Source organism: Spirillospora sp. NPDC047279, from assembly GCF_040643285.1.
Classification (GTDB): domain Bacteria; phylum Actinomycetota; class Actinomycetes; order Streptosporangiales; family Streptosporangiaceae; genus Spirillospora.
In genome coordinates, this window is the sequence record NZ_JBEYUA010000039.1 from 1 (window position 1) to 20,290 (window position 20,290).

General features: G+C 71.7%; 19 protein-coding genes. 13 read left to right on the plus strand and 6 right to left on the minus strand.

What is annotated here, in order from left to right; all coding sequences use genetic code 11:
- The 3 genes from ABZ810_RS47225 to ABZ810_RS47235 all read left to right on the plus strand — a co-directional run.
- A partial coding sequence (locus ABZ810_RS47225) for an ATP-binding cassette domain-containing protein (RefSeq protein WP_358415273.1) occupies nucleotides 1-788 on the plus strand: 788 nt, incomplete at its 5' end.
- Nucleotides 785-1,894, plus strand: a complete 1,110-nt coding sequence (locus tag ABZ810_RS47230) for a DUF1684 domain-containing protein (RefSeq protein ID WP_358415275.1) — start codon at nucleotides 785-787, stop codon at nucleotides 1,892-1,894. The genes ABZ810_RS47225 and ABZ810_RS47230, both read left to right, overlap by 4 nt.
- 176 nt (nucleotides 1,895-2,070) lie before the next feature.
- On the plus strand, nucleotides 2,071-2,589 hold the full coding sequence (locus ABZ810_RS47235) for an ester cyclase (protein WP_358415278.1): 519 nt from the start codon (nucleotides 2,071-2,073) through the stop codon (nucleotides 2,587-2,589).
- Nucleotides 2,590-2,669: 80 nt separating this feature from the next.
- Here the strand turns inward: ABZ810_RS47235 and ABZ810_RS47240 are convergent, their stop codons facing one another.
- The 3 genes from ABZ810_RS47240 to ABZ810_RS47250 all read right to left on the minus strand — a co-directional run bounded on the left by ABZ810_RS47240 (nucleotide 2,670) and on the right by ABZ810_RS47250 (nucleotide 6,679).
- The gene (locus ABZ810_RS47240; RefSeq protein WP_358415281.1) at nucleotides 2,670-5,711 is read right to left on the minus strand and encodes a ricin-type beta-trefoil lectin domain protein; all 3,042 of its coding nucleotides are present in this window, start codon (nucleotides 5,709-5,711) and stop codon (nucleotides 2,670-2,672) included.
- A gap of 181 nt (nucleotides 5,712-5,892) precedes the next feature.
- Nucleotides 5,893-6,054 carry a hypothetical protein gene (locus tag ABZ810_RS47245; protein ID WP_358415284.1) on the minus strand — a complete coding sequence of 54 codons (162 nt, stop codon included), beginning with the start codon at nucleotides 6,052-6,054 and terminating at the stop codon, nucleotides 5,893-5,895.
- A 376-nt stretch (nucleotides 6,055-6,430) separates the two neighbouring features.
- Nucleotides 6,431-6,679 carry a hypothetical protein gene (locus ABZ810_RS47250; RefSeq protein WP_358415287.1) on the minus strand — a complete coding sequence of 83 codons (249 nt, stop codon included), beginning with the start codon at nucleotides 6,677-6,679 and terminating at the stop codon, nucleotides 6,431-6,433.
- A gap of 142 nt (nucleotides 6,680-6,821) precedes the next feature.
- Between ABZ810_RS47250 and ABZ810_RS47255 the strand changes: the two genes are divergently transcribed.
- Nucleotides 6,822-8,285 carry an MFS transporter gene (locus ABZ810_RS47255; RefSeq protein WP_358415290.1) on the plus strand — a complete coding sequence of 488 codons (1,464 nt, stop codon included), beginning with the start codon at nucleotides 6,822-6,824 and terminating at the stop codon, nucleotides 8,283-8,285.
- Nucleotides 8,286-8,290: 5 nt separating this feature from the next.
- Nucleotides 8,291-8,875 carry a helix-turn-helix domain-containing protein gene (locus ABZ810_RS47260; RefSeq protein WP_358415293.1) on the plus strand — a complete coding sequence of 195 codons (585 nt, stop codon included), beginning with the start codon at nucleotides 8,291-8,293 and terminating at the stop codon, nucleotides 8,873-8,875.
- Nucleotides 8,876-8,923: 48 nt separating this feature from the next.
- On the opposite strand, the gene ABZ810_RS47265 is transcribed toward ABZ810_RS47260, so the two are convergent.
- Nucleotides 8,924-9,748 (minus strand): SAM-dependent methyltransferase, encoded by an 825-nt coding sequence (locus ABZ810_RS47265; RefSeq protein WP_358415296.1) that lies wholly within the window; start codon nucleotides 9,746-9,748, stop codon nucleotides 8,924-8,926.
- Between the two features lie 83 nt (nucleotides 9,749-9,831).
- On the minus strand, nucleotides 9,832-10,956 hold the full coding sequence (locus ABZ810_RS47270; protein ID WP_358415299.1) for a DUF5753 domain-containing protein: 1,125 nt from the start codon (nucleotides 10,954-10,956) through the stop codon (nucleotides 9,832-9,834).
- A 661-nt stretch (nucleotides 10,957-11,617) separates the two neighbouring features.
- On the opposite strand from ABZ810_RS47270, the gene ABZ810_RS47275 reads away from it, so the two are divergent.
- The 3 genes from ABZ810_RS47275 to ABZ810_RS47285 are packed head-to-tail and all read left to right on the plus strand — an operon-like array spanning nucleotide 11,618 to nucleotide 13,990.
- A complete protein-coding gene (locus ABZ810_RS47275; RefSeq protein ID WP_358415302.1) occupies nucleotides 11,618-13,054 on the plus strand; it encodes an MFS transporter in 1,437 nt (478 codons plus the stop codon).
- Between the two features lie 23 nt (nucleotides 13,055-13,077).
- Nucleotides 13,078-13,644 (plus strand): TetR family transcriptional regulator, encoded by a 567-nt coding sequence (locus tag ABZ810_RS47280; RefSeq protein ID WP_358415304.1) that lies wholly within the window; start codon nucleotides 13,078-13,080, stop codon nucleotides 13,642-13,644.
- Between the two features lie 19 nt (nucleotides 13,645-13,663).
- Nucleotides 13,664-13,990: a hypothetical protein gene (locus tag ABZ810_RS47285; RefSeq protein ID WP_358415307.1), complete on the plus strand. Its 327-nt coding sequence runs from the start codon at nucleotides 13,664-13,666 to the stop codon at nucleotides 13,988-13,990.
- Between the two features lie 9 nt (nucleotides 13,991-13,999).
- Here the strand turns inward: ABZ810_RS47285 and ABZ810_RS47290 are convergent, their stop codons facing one another.
- The gene (locus tag ABZ810_RS47290; protein ID WP_358415309.1) at nucleotides 14,000-15,031 is read right to left on the minus strand and encodes a substrate-binding domain-containing protein; all 1,032 of its coding nucleotides are present in this window, start codon (nucleotides 15,029-15,031) and stop codon (nucleotides 14,000-14,002) included.
- A gap of 200 nt (nucleotides 15,032-15,231) precedes the next feature.
- Between ABZ810_RS47290 and ABZ810_RS47295 the strand changes: the two genes are divergently transcribed.
- The 5 genes from ABZ810_RS47295 to ABZ810_RS47315 are packed head-to-tail and all read left to right on the plus strand — an operon-like array spanning nucleotide 15,232 to nucleotide 20,161.
- A complete protein-coding gene (locus ABZ810_RS47295) occupies nucleotides 15,232-16,740 on the plus strand; it encodes a sugar ABC transporter ATP-binding protein (RefSeq protein WP_358415312.1) in 1,509 nt (502 codons plus the stop codon).
- A complete protein-coding gene (locus ABZ810_RS47300) occupies nucleotides 16,737-17,765 on the plus strand; it encodes an ABC transporter permease (protein WP_358415315.1) in 1,029 nt (342 codons plus the stop codon). The genes ABZ810_RS47295 and ABZ810_RS47300 overlap by 4 nt, the downstream gene beginning before the upstream one ends.
- A complete protein-coding gene (locus ABZ810_RS47305; RefSeq protein WP_358415318.1) occupies nucleotides 17,762-18,757 on the plus strand; it encodes an ABC transporter permease in 996 nt (331 codons plus the stop codon). Before ABZ810_RS47300 ends, ABZ810_RS47305 begins: the two co-directional genes overlap by 4 nt.
- Nucleotides 18,757-19,818 (plus strand): rhamnose ABC transporter substrate-binding protein, encoded by a 1,062-nt coding sequence (rhaS, locus tag ABZ810_RS47310; protein WP_358415321.1) that lies wholly within the window; start codon nucleotides 18,757-18,759, stop codon nucleotides 19,816-19,818. The genes ABZ810_RS47305 and rhaS overlap by 1 nt, the downstream gene beginning before the upstream one ends.
- Nucleotides 19,819-19,840: 22 nt before the next feature.
- Nucleotides 19,841-20,161 carry an L-rhamnose mutarotase gene (locus ABZ810_RS47315; RefSeq protein WP_358415324.1) on the plus strand — a complete coding sequence of 107 codons (321 nt, stop codon included), beginning with the start codon at nucleotides 19,841-19,843 and terminating at the stop codon, nucleotides 20,159-20,161.
- Nucleotides 20,162-20,290: the final 129 nt, after the last annotated feature.

Here is a 20,290-nt window from a genome sequence, read left to right on the forward strand (position 1 = left end):
GGCACTCCGTCCCGACCAAGATGATCGAGTACATGGCGCGCGGCATCCCGGTGGTCACCACCCCGCTGCCCGCCGCGGTCGACATCGTCAACCAGCCGGCCGGTCCGCCCGCGTCCGGCACGGAGTCCTCCGCCGATCCGCTGGTCGTCGTGGAGGACCTCGTCAAGGAGTTCCGCCTGCCGAAGGCGTCGGGCAAGACCCGTACGCTGCGCGCCGTCGACGGCGTCGGCCTCACCGTGCACCGCGGCGAGACGCTGGCCCTGGTCGGGGAGTCGGGGTCGGGCAAGTCGACCACGGCCCGCCTGATCCTGCGCCTCGCGCGGCCGACGTCGGGCCGCATCCTCTTCGACGGCGAGGACGTGGCCGCGGTCAGGAGCGGCGGGCTGCGGCGGTTGCGGCGGCGGGCCCAGCTCAGGCCCGCCGAACTGTCGGGCGGCCAGCGGCAGCGCGTCGCGATCGCCCGCGCGCTCGCGCTCTCCCCGGACCTGGTGGTCTGCGACGAGCCGGTCTCGGCGCTGGACGTCTCCGTCCAGGCGCAGGTCCTGGAGCTGCTCGCCGAGCTCCAGGAGGGCACCGGCGTCGCGTACCTGCTGATCTCGCACGACCTGGCCGTGGTGCGGCAGAACGCCCACCGGGTCGCGGTCATGCGGGAGGGTCAGATCGTCGAGACCGGGGCCACCGACGACATCTTCGACCATCCCGGGCACCCGTACACGCGGGAACTGCTCGCCGCCATCCCCGGCGGCGGCGCCGGAGTCAACGCACGGCGACTGGAGGAACGGACATGAGCGTGGAGGCCACCGAGGACAGGCTGGTCGAGGAGTGGAAGGACTGGCGGCGCGCGCACCATGAGCGGCTCGCCGACCCGCACGGCTTCCTGGCGATCACCGGGCTGCACTGGCTGGACGAGGAGCCCCGGCGATTCCCGGACGCGCCGGGCGCCTGGTCGACCGGGCCCGGGGGCGTCGTCGTGACCCTGGACGAGGGCGACGAACTCGTCGTGGACGGGACGCCGGTGCGCGGCGAGCACGGCTTCGGCGTGCTGCCCGAACGCGGCGGCGTGACGGCGTTCTGGAAGGACGCGGCCATCGAGGTCGCCAAGCGCGGCGGCCACGACATCATCCGGCCCCGCCACCCGGACAACCCGCTGCGCGCGGCCTTCCAGGGGACGCCCGACTACGACCACGACCCGCGCTGGATCGTGACCGGGCGGTACGTCCCGTTCGACGAGCCGCGCCCGACCACCGTCGGCGCCGCGGTCGAGGGGCTGGAGCACGTGTACGACGCCCCGGGCCGGGTCGAGTTCGAACTCGGCGGCGACACCGTGAGCCTGATCGCGCGGCTCCTGGCGAACCTGCGCGGCGACTACCTCGGCGACGAGGACACGCGCATCCAGTCCCCGGGCAACGTGCAGCGGCCCCGGCTGCAACCGCACAGCCCCGGGCTCCTGGACCGCGTGTGGTACGGCGGCACGAGCCTGCGCTCCGTCCGCTGGGCGGGCGAGCACCGGCTCAACCTGCTGAGCGGCAACATCGTCCTCGGCGAGACCGGCGACGACTTCGTCTCCGCGCAGGTGGGACTGATCGAGGAGTACCGGCGGCTGCACCCGTCCGGGCGGGTGGCGATCGGACGCGTCGTCGTCCCCCTCGACGGCGCCGACGCCGCCACCCGCGAGCGTTACCGCGCGTACGCGGCGAGCCGCCACGAGCGCACGCTCAAGCCCCACGGCGAGCGGCGCATCCTCTTCGCGCCCGACCTGGTCGGGACGTCGGCGGAGATCGTCGAACGGCTGCGCGCGGACCGCGCGGTGGCGGCGGTCTCGGAGCTGCGGCTCGAGCCGCCCTACGAGTTCGGCCTGGACGACTACGAGCATGAGCGGCGCGCTGGAATGTGACGCCCGCCCGCCGCCTGACATTCCGGCGGGGTACGTCGTCGGTCTGGTGAGAGGCGAAATCCGAAGGAGCGACTGATGAGCACCACCTACGACATGAACGCGACGCACGACGCCCTGCGGAGCGAGCTGGAGCTGATCGCCAAGATCACCGCCGGTGGCGTGGACGACCCCCGGCGATGCTCGCGTTCGTCCCCGAGCGGGTGCGGCTCGCCTACCGGGACGCATGGCGGCCGGCCTACGCCGCGCTCGACCGGTGGCACGCGCCCGTGACCCGGGAGGAGAGCAACGCGGCGACGTTCAGGAGGTTCCACGACGCCACCGCCACCGGCGATCTGGAGGCCATCTCCGCCGTGGTCGACGAGGTCGTCGCGCCGGACGTGGTGTTCCACGCGCCGGTGCCGATGGGCCTGTCGGGCGCGGACGCGCTCAAGCAGGTGTGGGCGGTGCTCCTCACGGCGTTCCCCGACATCCGCGTCACGACCGAGGACGTGATCGCGCAAGGCGACAAGGTCGTCTTCCGGAACACCGTCACCGGGACCCACCGGGGCGAGTACCGGGGCCTGCCGCCGACCGGCAGGCCCGTCTCGTACAAGGAGATCTTCATCGTCCGGTTCGCGGGCGGGCGGATCGCCGAGATCTGGGGTGTCGTGGACGTCCACGCGCAGCTGAAGCAGCTCGGCGCCATCGAGGCCTGACGCACGCCCCTTCCGCAGGAGGTGATCCGCCGCCCGCACGTTCCGGCGGGCGGCGGATCGCTGGAGGGACCCTCACAGGATCAGGGGAGCACCCACTTCTGGTTGGCGCCGGTGTGGCAGGTCCAGATGATCAGACGGGTGCCGTCGGCCGAGGAGTTGCCCTCGGCGTCGTAGCAGCGGCCGGAGCGGGTGTTGAGCAGGGTGCCGTCGGCGCGCGGCAGCCAGGTCTGGCCGCCCGACCCGTCGCAGGTCCACAACACCACGGGGGCGCCGTTGGTCGTGGTCCTGGCGTCCAGGCACTTGCCCAGCGAACGCACCGTCCGGTCCTCGGGCAGGGTCCAGCGTTGCGGGGCGCCGCCGGTGCAGGTCGCCAGCCGGATCTGCGTTCCGTCGGCGGTGGCCCCGCCGGTCACCTCGGTGCACTTGGAGCCGACCCCGGTGACGCGGCCGGTCTCGCCGAACACGCCGAGCTCCCACAGCGAGTAGCCCCACTGCGTACCGCGGGCGGTGCCGTGCAGGCGCACATAGCGGGCGTCGGTCGGGGTGAAGGTGATGTGGTCGGTCCCGCCGTCGCCGGTGGTCGTCGAGTGCACCGTCGTCCAGGTCGTGCCGTTGGTCGAGACGTCGACGCGGTAGGCGCGGCCGAAGGCGGCCTCCCAGTTGAGCAGGACGCGGTCCACGCTGTGCGTTCCGCCGAGGTCCACCTGGATCCACTGCGGGTCGCTGTAGGGGCTGGACCAGCGGGTGGACATCGAGCCGTCCACCGCCCTGGCGGCCTCCAGCCCGGTCGAGGGCGTGCTCGACGTGGTGACCGTGCGGCCGAGGGCCAGGTTGCGCTTGCTCCGGTATGTCGCGGTGTAGGTGGCTGCGGTCGCCGGGGTGGTGATGTTGTGGCTGCGCGAGCCGCCGTCCGACCAGGACACGAAGCGGTGGACGCCGTTGGCGGACGTCTGCACGTTGGGCCCCGAGATCGACCCGCTGGAGCCGACGATGGCCGTCCGGGCGAACGGGGTGGTCGCGGAGGCCGAGAAGTAGGACAGCTGGAGGCCCGCCGGGGTGGAGGCGAAGGTCAGCGCCGAGGTGTTCGGGTCGAGCCGGACGCTCTTGGTGTCGGTCAGCCCGCCGGCGTCCTCGGCCGTGAGCCGCAGCTCCAGGTAGGACGGGTACTCGTGGTCGGGCGCCGCGAACGTGCCGCTCGTCCCGGTCATCGTGGTGACCTGGTGGGTGTGGCAGTCGCTGGGGCAGTGATGCATGATCAGCGTCCAGGTCAGGGACGAGCCCGGCAGCGTGCCCTGCTCGGGATCGGTGGCCGAGCCGGAGAACGAGATCGTCGAGCCGACGTTCCAGCGGGTCGCCGGGCCGGGCGTGCTGATGGTCGCGGTCGGCGCGGTGTTGCCCACGCTGATCCCGACGGACGCCGTCCCGGTGCCGCCGCGCCCGTCGTCCACCCGCAGCCGGACGGTCACCGTCCCCGCGGCGGTGTAGGTGCGCTGCGGGTTCGCCGCGGTGGAGTCGTCGTAGCCGCCGTCCCCGTCGAGGTCCCAGGCGTAGGTCAGCGGGTCGCCGTCGGCGTCGTTGGAGGCGCGGCCGTCGAAGGAGACGGTGAGCGGCGCGCCGCCGCTGGTCCGGTCGGCGTTGATGACCGCCGTGGGCGGGTTGTTGGTGGCGTTGTAGACGTACCGGATGATCCGGCCGTTGTCGTAGTCGACCGCGAAGATGTCGCCGCCGGGGCCCGCCTGGAGCTCGGTCATGCCGTAGCCGGTGGCGAAGGTGATGATGTCGGACGGGTTGGGCAGGCCGTCGGTGCCCGCCCGCATGGCCCACGCGCACTTGCGGCTGTAGTCGCTGAAGAACAGCGCCCCGTCGTAGGCGGCCGGGTAGTTGCCGCCGGGATAGAACGCCAGCCCGCCGATGGAGGAGCTGCCCGTGGTGCACGTCTCGCCCGGCACGACCTGCGCGCCGTGGTTGTAGGCGTAGTACGGGGCGGCGACGGCGCCGGTGCCCGCGGCGTACAGGTTCTCGCACAGGCTGAGGTCGGCCCCGTCGTAGCCGCTCTGCCGTCCCGAGCCCTCGTAGCAGGGCCAGCCGAAGTTGGTCACCCCGGCGGTGGGGCTGACCACGCGGTTGATCTCCTCCCAGGTGCCCCAGCCGACGTCGCCGGCCCAGATCTCGTTCGTCCCCGGCCGGACGGTGAACCGGAACGGGTTGCGCAGGCCCTGGCCGGTCAGGCGCCGGGTGTTGGGGTCGGCGCTGGCCGACAGCGGGTTGCCGGGGGCGGCGGCGCCGGTGTCGGGGTGGACGCGGATCAGGCCGCCGTCGAGCGTCGCGGGGTCGCCGCCGGTGCGCAGGTCCTGGGAGCGCAGGGCGCCACCCTGGGCGGACGGGGCCGACAACGCCGTGCCGACGGCCGACGGCGGGTCGCCGCACGGGTTGTCGGGCGTGACGTCGGACTCGGCGAACACGTCCTGGCCGTAGTCGGTGTAGTTGAAGCTGGCGCCGTCGCCGCCGCCCGCGTACAACATGCCGTCCGCCCCGAAGGCCACGGTGCCGACCGAGTGGCTCGGGAACTGCTGGCACCAGTCCTCGATCAGGACCTGCTCGGCCACAGCGGTGCCCGACGGGGTCAGCGCCGACAGGCGGCCGCTCACCTGGCAGCCGTCGCTGGTCGGCCCGGGCGGCGTCGGGCAGGGGTCCCCGACGGAGGTGGCCGTCCCCCATTTGGGGAACGGCCCGCCGATCAGGCCGTCGTAGGTGTAGAGCACGTAGATGCGCGGGTCGGTGGGGAAGTCCGGGTGCAGCGCCATGCCGAGCAGCCCGCGGTCCCAGTAGTTGTGCACCTTGGCCCGCAGGTCGGCGTAGACCGCCGGCGTCGTGTCGGCGAGGGAGTCGAACACCTTGATGACGCCGCTCTTCTCGGCGACGAAGACGCGGCCGTCGTCGGCGAACTCGACGTTCGACGGATTGGTCAGGCCGCTGAAGACCACCTGTTCGCTGAAGCCCGCCGGAACGGCGGCGGCAGCGGTGGCCGGGGGTGTCGCCGCCATGATCGCGACGACGGGGACGAGGAGCAGTGCGCACATCGCGGCGACGAGTCGGCGCGGAACAGAGGTGGCAGCGGCCATACGCCGCAATATCCATCAACCCAGTCGTTCTGGGTACGTTTTGACCATTCTCGGACGCATGGCCCATTTCGGCCACAAAGCCTCTTTAAGGGGCGGGGAAAGTGCGATACAAATCCGATGCGGAGTCACGTTTCGCCGGGCACGATTTCCCGGCGGGTATGTCGCGTCCGACGGTGCCCGTTCACCGGTTCTCCAGGGTGATGACGACCTTGCCGCGGGCGTGGCCGGCCTCGATGTGGTCGAGGGCCGCGACGGTCTCCGGCAGGGGATGGGTGCGGTCGACCGCAGCATGTGGCGGACGAACGGGGACAGCGGCACCGGCCTGACCTGGCGGACGGTACATGCGGAGGCCGCTCGCGCCCGTGCCGGGGTTGAGCAGGAGGGCCCCGGACGGAGTGAGACCGGTTGGGGCGCGAGCCGGTCCTGCGTCGTGCGGGCGTCCTCGGCGCAGGCCCGTCGCCGTGCCGAGGACCTCGTCCCCCGGCCGGAAACGGTCGACTTGACCTGGGCCAGATCGATCTCCGAATCGGGCGGGAAGAACCGCGCGTTGCCGAAGTCGGAGTAGAAGACGTCCCGCTCGACCGGCCTGCTGCCCCTGGGGTAGTACTCTCCCGCGTCGCCCCGGTGGAGAACCGCGCCGATTCCCTTCTCCCCGAACACGCCCAGGCCTAGCAGGACATGGGACCCGCCAGACGTCCGGGATCAGGTCTGGCATGCGGTCAGGACTCGTCGGCGGCCGGGGAGGCGTACTTGCGGAGGCGGAAGACGCCTTTGGCGGGCTTGTAGACCTCGTCGGGGAAGGTGTCGACGAGCTTCCACACGCATCCGTTGACCGTCTTGGGGTGAAACCCGGGGTCCGACTCCTCGATCTTGGCGTTCAGCTCTGACCAGCGCAGGCCCTCGGGATGGCGGTCGAGCAACTCGAGCGCCGTCGCGTTGATGCGTCCCGTCAGCGTGGCGGGTTTCATGCTGCGGATATTACCGGTCGGCCCCCGGCGGGCCAGGGGTGCGCGGTGTCGGAACGTATGTGGACCCTAGGGTCCGGTTTGGTGGTACGGTGTTCGGCGTAAATGGACCCGTGAGTCCGTTTCGTCCTCTCAGGGAGACTCGGTGATCGAAACTGAACGGCGGGCGGGCACGGGCAGCCTGCTCGTGCTGGCCCTGTCGACCGCGGCGTTCGCGCTGGCGCAGACCGCCCTGCTGCCGGGGATCGGGCAGCTCGGCCGGGACCTGAACGCCTCGACGGCCGACGTGTCGTGGGTGATGAGCGCGTACCTGGTGTCGGCGGCGATCCTCACCCCGGTGTTCGGCCGGCTCGGCGACATGCTGGGCAAGCGGAAGATGCTCATCGTGGTGCTCGCGCTGTTCGCGGTGGGCAGCGTGCTGGCGGCGGTGGCGACCAGCATCTGGGTGGTCGTGGCCGCCCGGGTCGTGCAGGGTGCGGGCGGCGGGCTGTTCCCGCTGTGCATGGGGATCATCAACGACTCGTTCCCGTCCCGGCGGCGGCCCGGGGCGCTGGGGCTGATCTCCGCGATCGCCGGGATCGGCGCCGGCGGCGGCCTGCTCATGGGCGGCCTGCTGATCGACCACGCCTCCTGGGAGTGGATCTTCTGGGTCGGCGCGGCCACGGCGGGGCTCGCCGCGCTGGGCGCGACGCGGCTGCCCGGCGGGGGGACACGGTCCCCGGGGCGGATCGACGTCCCCGGCGTGCTGCTGCTCGCGGTCGGGCTGACCGCGCCGTTGCTGGCACTGACGCGCACCTCGACGTGGGGATGGGGCGACCCGCGGACACTCGGGCTGATCGCCGGGGGACTGGCCGTCCTGGTCGTGTTCGTGCTGGTGGAGCTGCGGGTCACCGCGCCGCTGGTCGACATGAGGGTGCTCGGCCGCCCGACGGTGCTGGTCACCAACCTGACGATGCTGCTGTTCGGGTTCGGCATGTTCGGCGCGTTCATGCTGATCCCGCAGCTCGCCCAGACGCCCGAGGCGGCCGGCTACGGCTTCGGCCTGGACGCCACCGGCGCGGGCCTGCTGCTGCTCCCGGGATCGGCGGCGATGCTGGTCGCCGGTGGGGCGTCCGGGCAGATCACGCAGCGGCTGGGGCCCAAGGTCCCGCTGACGGGCGGTGCGCTGCTGGCGGCGCTGGGCCTGGGCGGGCTGGCCTTCGAGCACAGCTCGCAGGGCGCGGTGATCGGGCTGTCGATGCTGGTGTTCGCCGGGATCGGCCTGGGCATGGCGGCGATGCCCAACCTCATCATCGACGCGGTGCCGCGCGAGAAGACGGGAGAGGGGACCGGCGTCAACGCCCTGGTGCGTTCGGTGGGCTCGTCCCTGGGGTCCCAGGTGGTGGCGACCGTGCTGGCCGGCAGCGTGACCATCGCCAGTCCCGTGCCCACCGACGGCGCGTACACCCAGGCGTTCTGGATCGGCGCCGCCGCGACCATGGTCGCGGCCGTGGCGGCGTTCATGATCCCGCGGCGCTCCGCCGCCGGGGACGCCGAGGCGCGGGCGGCGCTTCCCGGCCCGGACGCCGCCGCGTCGGAGGACCGTCTCCAGCGGGAGGCGGCAGACTAGGGGTCATGTCTCCAGCGCTCTCCCACGAAGCGGACCCGGCCGGCGCGGACTGGGCCGACCGGCGCGCCGACGCCCGGCGCAACCATGAGCGCATCGTCGCCGCGGCGGTCGAGGTGTTCGCCGAACGGGGCCTGGAGGCCACCGTGCCCGAGGTCGCGGCGCGGGCCGGGGTGGGCAAGGCGACCGTCTACCGCAGCTATCCCACCAAGGCCGACCTCGTCGAGGCCGTAGCGCGGCACCGGATCACCTGGCTGATCGAGCGGGTGGACGCGGCGGCGCGGCAGCCCGACGCGTTCGAGGCCTTGCGTTCGCTGCTGATCGACATCGCCGAACGGCTGGCGAGCGACCGCTTCCTGGTCGAGGTGCTGCCGCACGACCAGCGGTGGAACGGCCAGACCCGCAGCACCGAGCAGTTCGCGGGCCTGGTCGCCGCCGCGGTCGAGCAGGGGCGGCTGCGGCCCGACGCCACCCTCCAGGACATCCGCGTGCTGGTCGGCGGCTACTCGCGCGTGCTGCTCGACCTGGGCATCCGCGACCCCGCGCAGTGGCGCCGGTACGCGGCGCTGGCGCTCGACGCGCTGCGCACCTGACGCGAGCGGGAGCGGGCGAGGCCGGGGCTCGCGGGTCAGGCTCGCGGGTCAGGGCTTGCGGGCGACGCCGCCGTAGGCGTTGACGTCGACGGGCTCCAGGGGGCTGGGGTCGGGACGCCAGCGCCGGATCGGCACCACCCCCGGCTCGACCACCTCGAGTCCGTCGAACCACGACCGGACCTGCTCGGGGCTGCGGAGCCGGTACGGGACGGCGCCCGTGTCGTCGTACCCCTCCTGCGCCTTGAGCAGGTCGGGGTCGGTGGCGGTGCCGTCGTAGACGGCCAGGTGGCTGCCGGAGGGCAGCGGGCCGAGGAGGGTCCGCACGATCGAGTCGACCTGCTCGTCGTCCTGGATGTGCCCGAGGACGCCCATCAGCATGAGCGCGACCGGCTGCGCGAAGTCCAGGAGCTTCTCCGCCCGCGCCAGGATGTCCTCCGGCCGGGTCAGGTCGGCGTCGAGATAGTGGGTGGCTCCCTCGGGCCTGCTGGTCAGCAGCGCGCGGGCATGGGCCAGCACCAGCGGGTCATTGTCGACGTAGACGATGTGCGCCTCGGGAACGGCGCGCTGCGCGACCTGGTGGGTGTTGTTCTCGGTGGGCAGGCCGGTGCCGATGTCCAGGAATTGCCGCACGCCCCGCTCGGCGGCGAGAAAGGTGACGGCGCGGCCGATGAACTCGCGGGAGGCGCGGGCCATGTCGAAGATTCCGGGGAACGTCTCCGCGTATTGGTCGCCCGCCTCCTGATCGACGGGGAAGTTGTCCTTGCCGCCGAGCCAGTAATTCCAGATCCGGGCGGAATGCGGGACGCTGGTGTCGATCCCGCTGCCGTCCTCGCTCCTGGCCTTGCTGGAAGAATCAGGGCTGCCGCTGGTCATCGTTTCCTCCGTGCCGGCACCGGGGCTTTGCCGTCCATTTCATCAGACGGCCCCGGCGTGCGCACGAGTCGACGTTCTCCTGGCTAAAGCCGGTCAAGGGCCTTCAGCAGCGTCCGGACCATCTCGAAGGGCTGGATCGCCCGCACCGCCAGCGTGCCGTGGCACAGGGAGAAGTAGGCCACGTCGGTGTTGCGGTAATGGTAGATGCCATGGTCCGGGTGCTGGACGAACACCATGTCCAGGTAGCCGCCTTCGGCGAAGCGCATGATCGTGATCGGGCGGGGACAGATGACGTCCCGGGCGGCCTCGTCCTTGATGAACTGCACTTCGATGTTCCGGAAGTTGGCCATCGTGAGCAGGTGTTTCAGTTGAGCCCGCAGCACGTCCGGTGGAACGGTGCCCCGCTGAAGGGCGCGCACATTGACGACGGCCCAGTATTCGGGCGAATCGGAGCGGCGGAGCAGTTCCTGGCGCCGCATCCGCAGTTTCACCAGCCTTGCGACGGTCTTCCGGTCGAGGCCGGGCATGTCCTCGCGAATGGTGTGCCGGGCGTATTCCCTGGTCTGGAGCAACTCCGGGATCCGGTACGGCGCGTAGACGCGGATCTCCTGGGCCTCCCGTTCGAGGGTGAGGTAGGCGGCGAGCCATTCCGGGACGACGCCCTCGTAGGCGCTCCACCACGCGTCCGAACCTCGGCGGCGGGCGTCGTCCAGCAGCCGTTCGGTGGCCTGCTCGCGTTCCCGGGACATCCCGGGGGCGCCGGGGACCGCCTCCACGGGGCCGATAGAAGGCGGCGGCCCGGCGGGCGGCCAGTGGTGCCGCGGCCGTGCGGCGGTCTTCCCGCCGGCGGATGCGGACGGCTCCCGCTGCTCGGCCCCGTAATACAACCGGCGCAGTTCCGGAATGGGAATCATGGCGTCGGCGTCAAGCTGATCGTTCTGGTCGGCGATCCAGCGCAGCGTCGCCCCCAGCGACAACACCTGCCACAACTTGATCGGCCCGCGGACCCGTTTGCCGCGCAGCAGGTCGTTCGCGGTGGACCTGGGAATCCCCTCGACCTGCACGCCGTACACGAGGGTCTTCCTCGCCGCCAGCATGTGGGAGACCCTGCCGATGGTCTCGTAGGACGGATTGTCGGCGATATGCCGATTGTGGCGTAGCGCCTTCACGACCTCGGTGACGGGGCGAACACCTTCCTCGCTCGCCATCCTCATGACCCCCTCGATCGTTCACCACCCGCTTTCCCCCGTGACTGGCGACCATGGTCCTATCAGATCGGGGGTGGATATCAGTCGTGTGACACAAAATTCGTCTGTTGCGCATGTGTGAGGAGCGGCAAGAAACGGTCAGGCCATGTTTATCTGGATAAAACGTCGAATACTCTTCGGTATTTCGAGAATGGACGAACGTCGCCGGAGCATGGGCGCCGCGCCATGGACGGGGGAGCGGCGGCAGTGCTGGCCGCCGGCTCCTCACGCACCGGCCGGCTGCCGCTCTGAGATCGCGGACACCGGCCGGGGGTGGTGCCATCGGTCAGCCGAAACGTTCGATCAGGGGTCGCTCCGGCGTGCTCGCGCCGCCGGACCAGGGCCGGACGCTGCCCACCATCCAGATCGTCCGGGTGCCCGGCACACGGGCCATGCCGAACGCGGTCACCTGGCGGGCGCGGCCGTGGCGACGGCGGGGGTGAGGCCGAGCAAGGTGATCATCGTGGTGGACGGGACGGTCCGTCGGCGGACGAGACGATTCGGCATTCGATCTCCACAGGGCGGGGAACGCGCGAGAACGGAGAGCGGAGCGTTCGTCTCGGCCTGGCGGTCGTCCGGGCATCTATTTGAACGATCGTACTAGTTGAACTATCGTTCAAGTATGTCTGAAGTAGTCATGCAGGAGAGGGTGCGGCGGGCCGGGGCGCGGGAGTGGGCCGGGCTGGGGTTGCTTGCGCTGCCGACGATGTTGCTGGGCCTGGACGTCACGGTCTTGTACCTCGTATTGCCGAGCCTGGCCGCCGAGCTGGACCCGTCGGCCGCGCAGACGTTGTGGATCATGGACGTCTACGGCTTCTTCATCGCGGGCTTCCTCATCACGATGGGGACTCTGGGGGACCGTGTCGGGCGCCGGCGGCTGCTGATGATCGGGGTCGCGGCGTTCGCCGCCGTCTCGGTCCTCGCCGCGTTCGCCCCCAGCGCCGGTCTGCTGATCCTGGCGCGGGCGCTGCTCGGCGTCGCGGGCGCCACGCTCATGCCGTCCACGTTGTCGCTGATCAGCACGATGTTCGCCGACGTACGGCAGCGCGCGGTGGCCATCGGCGTCTGGGCGACCATGTTCGCCCTCGGGATGGCCGCCGGCCCGGTGGTGGGCGGAGCCCTGGTCGACCGGTTCTGGTGGGGGGCGGCGTTCCTGGTCGCGGTGCCGGTGGCGGTGGCCGTCCTGGCGGGCGCGCGGGCGCTGCTCCCCGAGTACGCGGCGCCCGGCGGAGGCCGGGTCGACCTCGTCAGCGTCGTCCTGTCGCTGGCCGCGGTCCTGCCGGCCTTCTTCGCCGTGAAGCACCTGGCCGCGCACGGGCTCGACCTGCCGGCGCCGCTGCTGGCGGCGGCGGGCGTGGCCGCGGGGGTCGCCTTCGTCCGCAGGCAGCTCAGGCTCGACGCGCCGCTGCTGGACGTGACGTTGTTCGCCGACCGTGCCTTCTCCGCCGCCCTGGCGGTCCTGCTGGTCGGGCTCGTCGGCGTGGGCGGCACGATGTACCTGGTCACCCAGTTCCTGCAACTCGTCGAAGGACTCTCGCCCGCGGAGGCCGGGCTCCTGATGGGGCCGCCGGCGTTCGCGATGTTCACCGCCGCCGTCGGCGCCCCGCTCGTGGCCAGGCGCGTCCGGCCGGGGACGGTGATGGCGGCGACGCTGGTGCTCTCCCTCGTCGGGTACGCGCTCCTCGCCACCGCCGGCACCGGGGACAGGGCGGCCGTCGTGGCCGGGTTCGCGTTCGTCTACCTCGGCCTCGGCGCCATCGCGGCGCTCGGCACCGAGATCGTCGTCGGGGCCGCGCCGGCCACCAGGTCCGGATCGGCGGCGGCGATGTCGGAGACCGTCCAGGAGCTCGGGCTCGCCGTCGGGGTCGCGCTGCTCGGCAGCCTCGCCACGGTCGTCCACCGGTCCCGGGCGCCGGGCACCGCGGGCGAGTCGCGGGAGGCGTTCACCACCGGCCTCAACATCGCCTCCCTCGCCGCGGGCGCCGCGATCGTGGCCGCCGCCGCGGCGTGCCTGCTCCTGCTGCGACACGTCCGTCCTATCGGCGGACCCCGGCAGTGATCGTCGCCTAACCTTGAACGACCATGGGCGACGAGACGACGGACGGGCGCAAGGCCAGGGGGCAGCGGCGCCGGGCCGAGATCATCGAGGCGACGCTCCGCGTCGTCCAGCGCGACGGCGCGGCGGGGGTGACGCACCGGACGGTCGCCGCCGAGGCCGGCATCCCCACCAGCCTGAGCACGTACTACTTCGCCACCCTCGACGACCTGCTCGTCGCCGCGCTGACCAGCGTCACCGACGCCTACACCGCGCGCATCCGCGCCATCATCGACGACGGCGGCGACATGCTGCGCGGGCTCGCCGAGCTCATCGCCGAGTCCGCCGGTCCCGGACGTGACCGCGCCCTGGCCGAACGCGAGCTGTCGACCCTGGCCGCCCGGCGCCCCGCCCTGCGCCCCATCGCCCGCCGCTGGCGGGCGCACGTCGCCGAGCTCGCCCGGCACTGCACCGACGACGCCCGGGCGGCGGCCGCGCTCGTCGCGGCCTCCGACGGGCTCTGCGCCGCCATCCTGATCGACGACGCGCCCGCCGACCCCGGCTACGTGCAGGCCGTTCTGCGGCAGGTAGTCGGGCCCTGTGACGCTGTGTAAACCGTTGAGGTGGTGCACGATGCCGAACGGTCTCGGCACTGTCCAGGTCCGTCGGCTTCATGCCGGTGTCGGTGCCGCGATCCTGGTGCTGACCGTGGGGGCGTGCGACTCGGGGACCGCCGCGAAGCCCACTCCGACCGTGACGGTGACCGCCACCCCGGCACCGGACGCCGCCCAGATCCTCACGAAGGCGCAGACCGCCTTCGCCAAGACGGAGAACGTCCGGGTGACCGACGACGGCTCGGCCGGCGACCGCCTGGTCTTCGCCTACGGCGAGGCGGAGAAGATCACGGCTCCGCGCGACGCCGTCGACTTCTCGAAGCAGGGCACCTTCAAGCAGCCCTGACCGAGCGCCCTAGGCCGGCGTGGTCGACTCGCGGACGACGAGTTCGGGCTGGAAGAGGATCTGCTGGTGGGCGTGCCCGCCGGTGTCGTCGCACTCGTCGAGGAGGAGCTCGGCGGCGATGCGTCCGAGCTGGTAGGTCGGCTGGCGGACCGAGGTGAGCTGGACGGCCGAGGCGGTGGTGAACTCGATGTCGTCGTAGCCCATCAGCAGGACCCGCTCGGGCACCCGCACGCCCTGCTGGAGCAGCTCGCGCAGGACGCCCATCGCGAGCAGGTCGTTGGCGCAGAAGATCGCGTCCGGCAGCTCGGCCAGCAGCCGCTCCGCGGCCCGCTGGCCGGAGCGCGGCGTCAGGTCGGGGACCTCGACCTCGCGCAGCGCCGCGTCCGGCGGGCCGGCCTGCTCGATCGCCTGGAGCGCGCCCGTGCGGCGGTCGGCGCACTGCCGGATGCTCAGCGGGCCGGAGACGTAGGCGATGTCGCGCGCGCCGCGTTCGAGCAGGTGCGTAACGGCCATGTGGCCGCCCGCGACGTCGTCGACGGTGACCGAGCACTGCTGGGGACGGGTCGCGGCGTGGTCGAGCATGACGGTGCCGATCCCGCGCTCGTGCAGCAGCCGGAACCGGTCGCGGCCGTCCTCGACAGGTGTCACCAGGACGCCGCGGACCCCCTGCTCGGCGAGCATCCGCAGGTTGCGGTCCTCACGTTCGACCGACGTCGCCGAGCTGCACAGGATCACCGCGTAGCCGCGCTCGCTCATCAGGTCCTCGACGCCTGCGGCCATCGCGGTGAAGAACGGGTTGGCCAGGTCGTGCACCATCAGCCCGACGAGGCGGCCCTGCCCCGCCCGCAGGCTGGACGCCGACCCGTTACGGACGAACCCCAGCTCGCCGATCACCTCCATGACCCGGGCACGGGTGGCGGCGGCGACACGTTCCGGCCGGTTGAGCACGTTCGAGACCGTGCCCGGCGAGACGCCGGCGGCGAGGGCGACCTCCTTGATGCCGATGGTCCCGTCGCGCTGACCGGGATCACTGCTCGCCATGGGGGTCCTCGCCGACTGTCCGCGGGATGAACGGGGGAAGCATGCCACATGGTGACCGGCGAATTAAAACGTGTCAATGGCCGAGATTTCCGGCTCTCCAGGCATTGACGGGTGGTCTGGGTCACATCTACCGTCCACTCACGATCGGAGATTAAAACGATTTTGCCGAGCGGCTCCGTCCTGAGATCAGGAGGCCACGGGTGAACGAGCCGAGACCCGTCCTGGCGTTGTCCGATGTGAGCAAGTCGTTCGGCGCGGTCCGGGCCCTGCGCGGAGTGCGCCTCGAGCTGTACGCGGGGGAGATCCACGCCCTGGCGGGGGAGAACGGCGCGGGCAAGTCCACGCTGGTGAAGACGTTCGCCGGGGTGCACAGGCCCGACTCGGGCCAGGTGCTGCTGAACGGCGAGCCGGTCGACTTCCACGGCCCCGCGGACGCGCAGCACGCCGGCGTCGCGGTGATCTACCAGGAGCCCACGCTGTTCCCCGACCTGTCGGTCGCGGAGAACATCTTCATGGGCCGCCAGCCGCGCGGCGCGTTCGGCCGGCTCGACCGCGGCGCGATGAACGCGGCGGCCGGGGAGCTGTTCGAGCGGCTCGGCGTCGTGCTGGACCCGGCCGGTCCGGCACGCGGCCTGTCGATCGCCGACCAGCAGGTCGTCGAGATCGCCAAGGCGATCTCGCGCGAGGCGAGCGTGCTCATCATGGACGAGCCCACGGCGGCGCTCTCCGGGCGCGAGGTGCGGCGTCTGTTCGCCGTCGCCCGCACGCTCGCCGAGGAGGGCCGCGCGCTGCTGTTCATCTCGCACCGGATCGAGGAGATCTTCGCCCTCTGCCGGCGGGTGACGATCCTGCGGGACGGCGCCTGGATCGCGACCGAGGACGTCGCCGGGCTCACCGAGGACGACCTGGTGCGGCGGATGGTCGGCCGCGAGCTGAAGGAGCTGTACCCCAAGGTCGAGGCCGAGCCGGGCGAGGTCGCGCTCGAGGTGTCCCGGCTGACCCGCGAGGGCGTCTTCACCGACGTGTCGTTCCAGGTGCGGCGCGGCGAGATCGTCGCGCTGGCCGGGCTGGTCGGCGCGGGCCGCTCCGAGGTCGCCCGCGCCATCTTCGGCGTCGACAGATGGGACGCGGGCTCGGTGACGCTCGGCGGCACGCCGCTGCGCCCCGGGTCGCCGACCACCGCGATGGCCGCCGGTCTCGCCCTGGTCCCCGAGGACCGCAGGCAGCAGGGGCTGGTGATGGAGCTGTCGATCGAACGGAACATCGCGGTCACCGGCATGAGGCGGCTGCGGCGCGGGCCGATCATCTCCACGGCGGCCGAACGTGCGCTCGCGACCGACTGGGCGACGCGGCTGCGGCTCAAGTACTCCCGGCTGTCGGACGCGGTCGCGGTCCTGTCCGGCGGCAACCAGCAGAAGGTCGTCCTCGCCAAGTGGCTGTCGACCGGCCCCGAGGTCCTCATCATCGACGAGCCGACCCGGGGCATCGACGTCGGCACCAAGGCCGAGGTGCACCGCCTGCTGTCCACGCTCGCCGCCGACGGCCTGGCGGTCCTGATGATCTCGTCCGACCTGCCCGAGGTGCTCGGCATGGCCGACCGGATCCTCGTCATGCACGAGGGCCGGCTCACCGCCGAGATCGCCCGGGCCGACGCCACCGAGGAGAAGGTCATGGCCGCCGCCACCGGACGCGGGGAGGCCGCCGCGTGAACGGCACGTTCGAACGCCTGGGCCGGATCCGCGAGCTCGGCATCGTCGGCGCGACGGTGCTGCTGTTCCTCGGCACCGGGCTGGCCAACCCGTCGTTCCTGTCGCTCGACAGCTTCCGCGACATCCTGCTCAACGCCTCGATCATCGGCCTGCTGGCCATCGGCCAGGCGATGGTCATCATCACCCGCAACGTCGACCTGTCGGTCAGCTCGATCACCGGGCTGTCGGCGTTCGCCGCGGGCGTCCTGCTGGCCGACCACCAGGGCCTGCCGATCATCGTGGCCGTGCTCGCGTGCGTCGCGCTCGGCGCGGCCTGGGGCCTGGTCAACGGCGCGCTCGTCGCGTACGCGCGGATCCCGGCCCTGGTCGCCACGCTCGGCACGCTGTACGTGATCCGCGGCGTCGACTACTGGTTCGCCGGCGGCCGCCAGGTCAACGCGGCCGACATGCCGTCGGGGTTCCTGTCGCTGGGCACCGCGAAGGTCCTCGGCGTGCCGGTGCTGCCGCTGATCACCCTGGCGGTGCTGGCCGCCGTCGGGTGGGGCCTGGCCAACCTGCGATCGGGCCGTGAGCTGTACGCGATCGGCTCCAGCCCCGACGCCGCCGTCCTGGCGGGCGTGCCGGTCACCCGGCGGCTGCTGACGGTCTTCGTGCTGAACGGGGCGATCGCCGGGCTCGCCGGGGTGTTGTGGGCGGCCCGGTTCGGCACGCTCGACGCCACCGTCGCCACCGGCAAGGAACTCGACGTGGTCGCCGCGGCCGTCGTCGGCGGCGTCGCGATCTCCGGCGGCGTCGGCAGCGCGTGGGGGGCGGCGCTCGGCGCGCTGCTGCTCACCTCGATCAGCAGCGCCCTGGCGGTGCTGAAGGTCGACTCGCTCGCCCAGTACGCCATCAACGGGGCGCTGCTGCTCGCGGCGATCGTCCTGGACCGGCTGCTCGCCCTGCGGCTCGCCGCCCGCCTGCGCCGGCGCAGCCGTGAACGGTCCAGCGAGACCGCCCCGATGGTCGCGGAGGTGGCCGGATGAACGACCTGAAGAGCCGCGCGACGTCCTGGGAGGCGGCGTTGCTGGCGCTGCTGATCGTCTCCTGGTCGGTGGCGTCCCTCACGGTCGAGGGCTTCGCCGGCACGTCGAACGTGTCGTTCCTGCTGCTGGACGTCTCGGAGATCGCGCTCATGGCGATCCCGCTGACCCTCGTCGTCATCACCGGCGAGATCGACCTGTCCATCGCCTCGACGCTCGGCCTGACCAGCGCGATCATCGGCGCGCTCTGGAACGCCGGCCTCACCATCGAGTCGATCTTCGTGATCGCGCTCGGCGTCGGCGCCGTCTGCGGCCTGGTCAACGGGCTGCTGGTCACCCGGCTCGGGCTGCCGTCGCTGGCCGTCACGATCGGCACGCTGGCCCTCTACCGCGGCCTGGCGTACGTGACGCTGGGGGACAAGGCCGTCGCCGACTTCCCCGCGGCCTACACCGGATGGGCCACCGGCTCGGTCGGCCCGATCCCCAAGCCGATCCTGCTGACGGCCGTCCTCGCCCTCGTCGCCGGCGTGATCCTGCACGCCACCCCGCTCGGCCGGGCGGTCTTCGCGCTCGGCCACAACCAGGAGGCCGCCTACTTCGCCGGCATCCGGGTCAAGCGGATCAAGCTCTGGCTGTTCGTCGCCTCCGGCGTGTTCGCCTCCCTGGCCGGGATCGTCTACACGCTGCGCTACTCCAGCGCCCGCGCCGACAACGGCACCGGCCTCGAACTCGCCGTCGTCGCCGCCGTCCTGCTCGGCGGGGTCTCGTTCTTCGGCGGGCGCGGCACGCTGCCCGGCGTCCTCACCGGCGTCCTGGTCTTCGGCGTCCTGCGCAACGCCCTCATCCTCGCCGACGTCTCCAACGAGGTCCTCAACTTCGTGACCGGGCTCCTGCTCATCTCCTCGGTGCTGGCTCCCAACCTCGCCGCGTTCGTCCGGAGCCGCCGGTCCCGGACGGTCAGCCCACCACCCCTGATGGAAGGAACGGCCTCCTGATGTCTGCCATCCCCAAGCTCACGGCGCTGGTCGCCGCGGCAGCGCTGCTCACCGCCTGCGGCGGCACCACCAAGGACGACGCCAAGTCCGAGGCCACGGCGTCGAAGGGCAACACCACCGCCGACCCGAACGCGCCGCTCAAGGCGGGACTGAAGATCGCCTTCCTGCCCAAGCAGATCAACAACCCGTACTTCACCATCGCCAACAAGGGCGGCGCCGACGCCGTCACCGCGTTCAAGGGGCAGAGCAAGGAGACCGGCCCGTCCGACGCCAGCGCCTCCAGCCAGGTGTCCTACATCAACACCCTCACCCAGCAGAAGCAGGACGTCATCGTCATCTCCGCCAACGACGCCAACGCGGTCGTCCCGGCGCTCAAGAACGCCCGCAACGCCGGCATCAAGGTCGTCACCTACGACTCCGACGCCGCCCCCGACGGCCGTGACGTCTTCATCAACCAGGCCAGCCCCGAGGACATCGGCCGCAGCCAGGTGAAGGTGCTCGCCCAGCAGATCGGCAACAAGGGCAAGATCGCGATCCTGTCGGCGACGCCGAACGCGACCAACCAGAACACCTGGATCGACTTCATGAAGGACGAGCTGAAGAAGCCCGAGTACTCCGGCATGGAGCTGGTCAAGGTCGCCTACGGCAACGACGACGACCAGAAGTCGTTCACCGAGACCCAGGGCCTGCTCAAGTCCTACCCCGACCTCAAGGGCATCATCTCGCCGACCACCGTCGGCATCGCCGCCGCGGCCCGCTACCTCTCCGGCTCCGCGTCCAAGGGCAAGGTCGCGCTGACCGGCCTCGGCACCCCGAACCAGATGCGCAAGTTCGTCAAGGACGGCACCGTCAAGGAGTTCGAGCTCTGGAACCCCGCCGACCTCGGCTACCTCGCCGCGTACGCGGGCGGCGCGCTAGCCTCCGGCCAGATCACCGGCAAGCAGGGCGAGACGTTCCAGGCCGGCAAGCTCGGCGCGCGGACCGTCGGCAAGGACGGCGTCGTCGTGCTCGGCCCGCCCACCGTCTTCAACGCCGCCAACATCGACCAGTTCGACTTCTAGGCGACGGCGGACGACGGCTCCCATGCGACGGATCTGCTTCCTCCTGAAGGTGCGCCAGGACCGGATCGAGGAGTACCGCACGGCTCACGAGCGCGTCTGGCCCGAGATGCTGGACGCGCTCCGTGAGACCGGCTGGCGGAACTTCTCGCTCTTCCTCCGCGACGACGGCCTGCTCGTCGGCTATCTGGAGACCGACGACTTCGCCGCCGCGCTCGCCGGGATGGCCGCCACCGACGTGAACGAACGCTGGCAGGCCCGGATGGCCCCCTACTTCGAGGACCTGGGCGGTGGCGCCCCCGACGCGGGGATGACGCCGATCACCGAGGTCTTCCACCTGGACTGAGACGTGCCGACCGCTGATTCGGGGATGACGAACGATGACTGACATCGCTGCCGGGTTGGATGACCTGGCGATCGAGACGCCGTCGTGGGCGTATGGGAATTCTGGGACGCGGTTCAAGGTGTTCGCGCA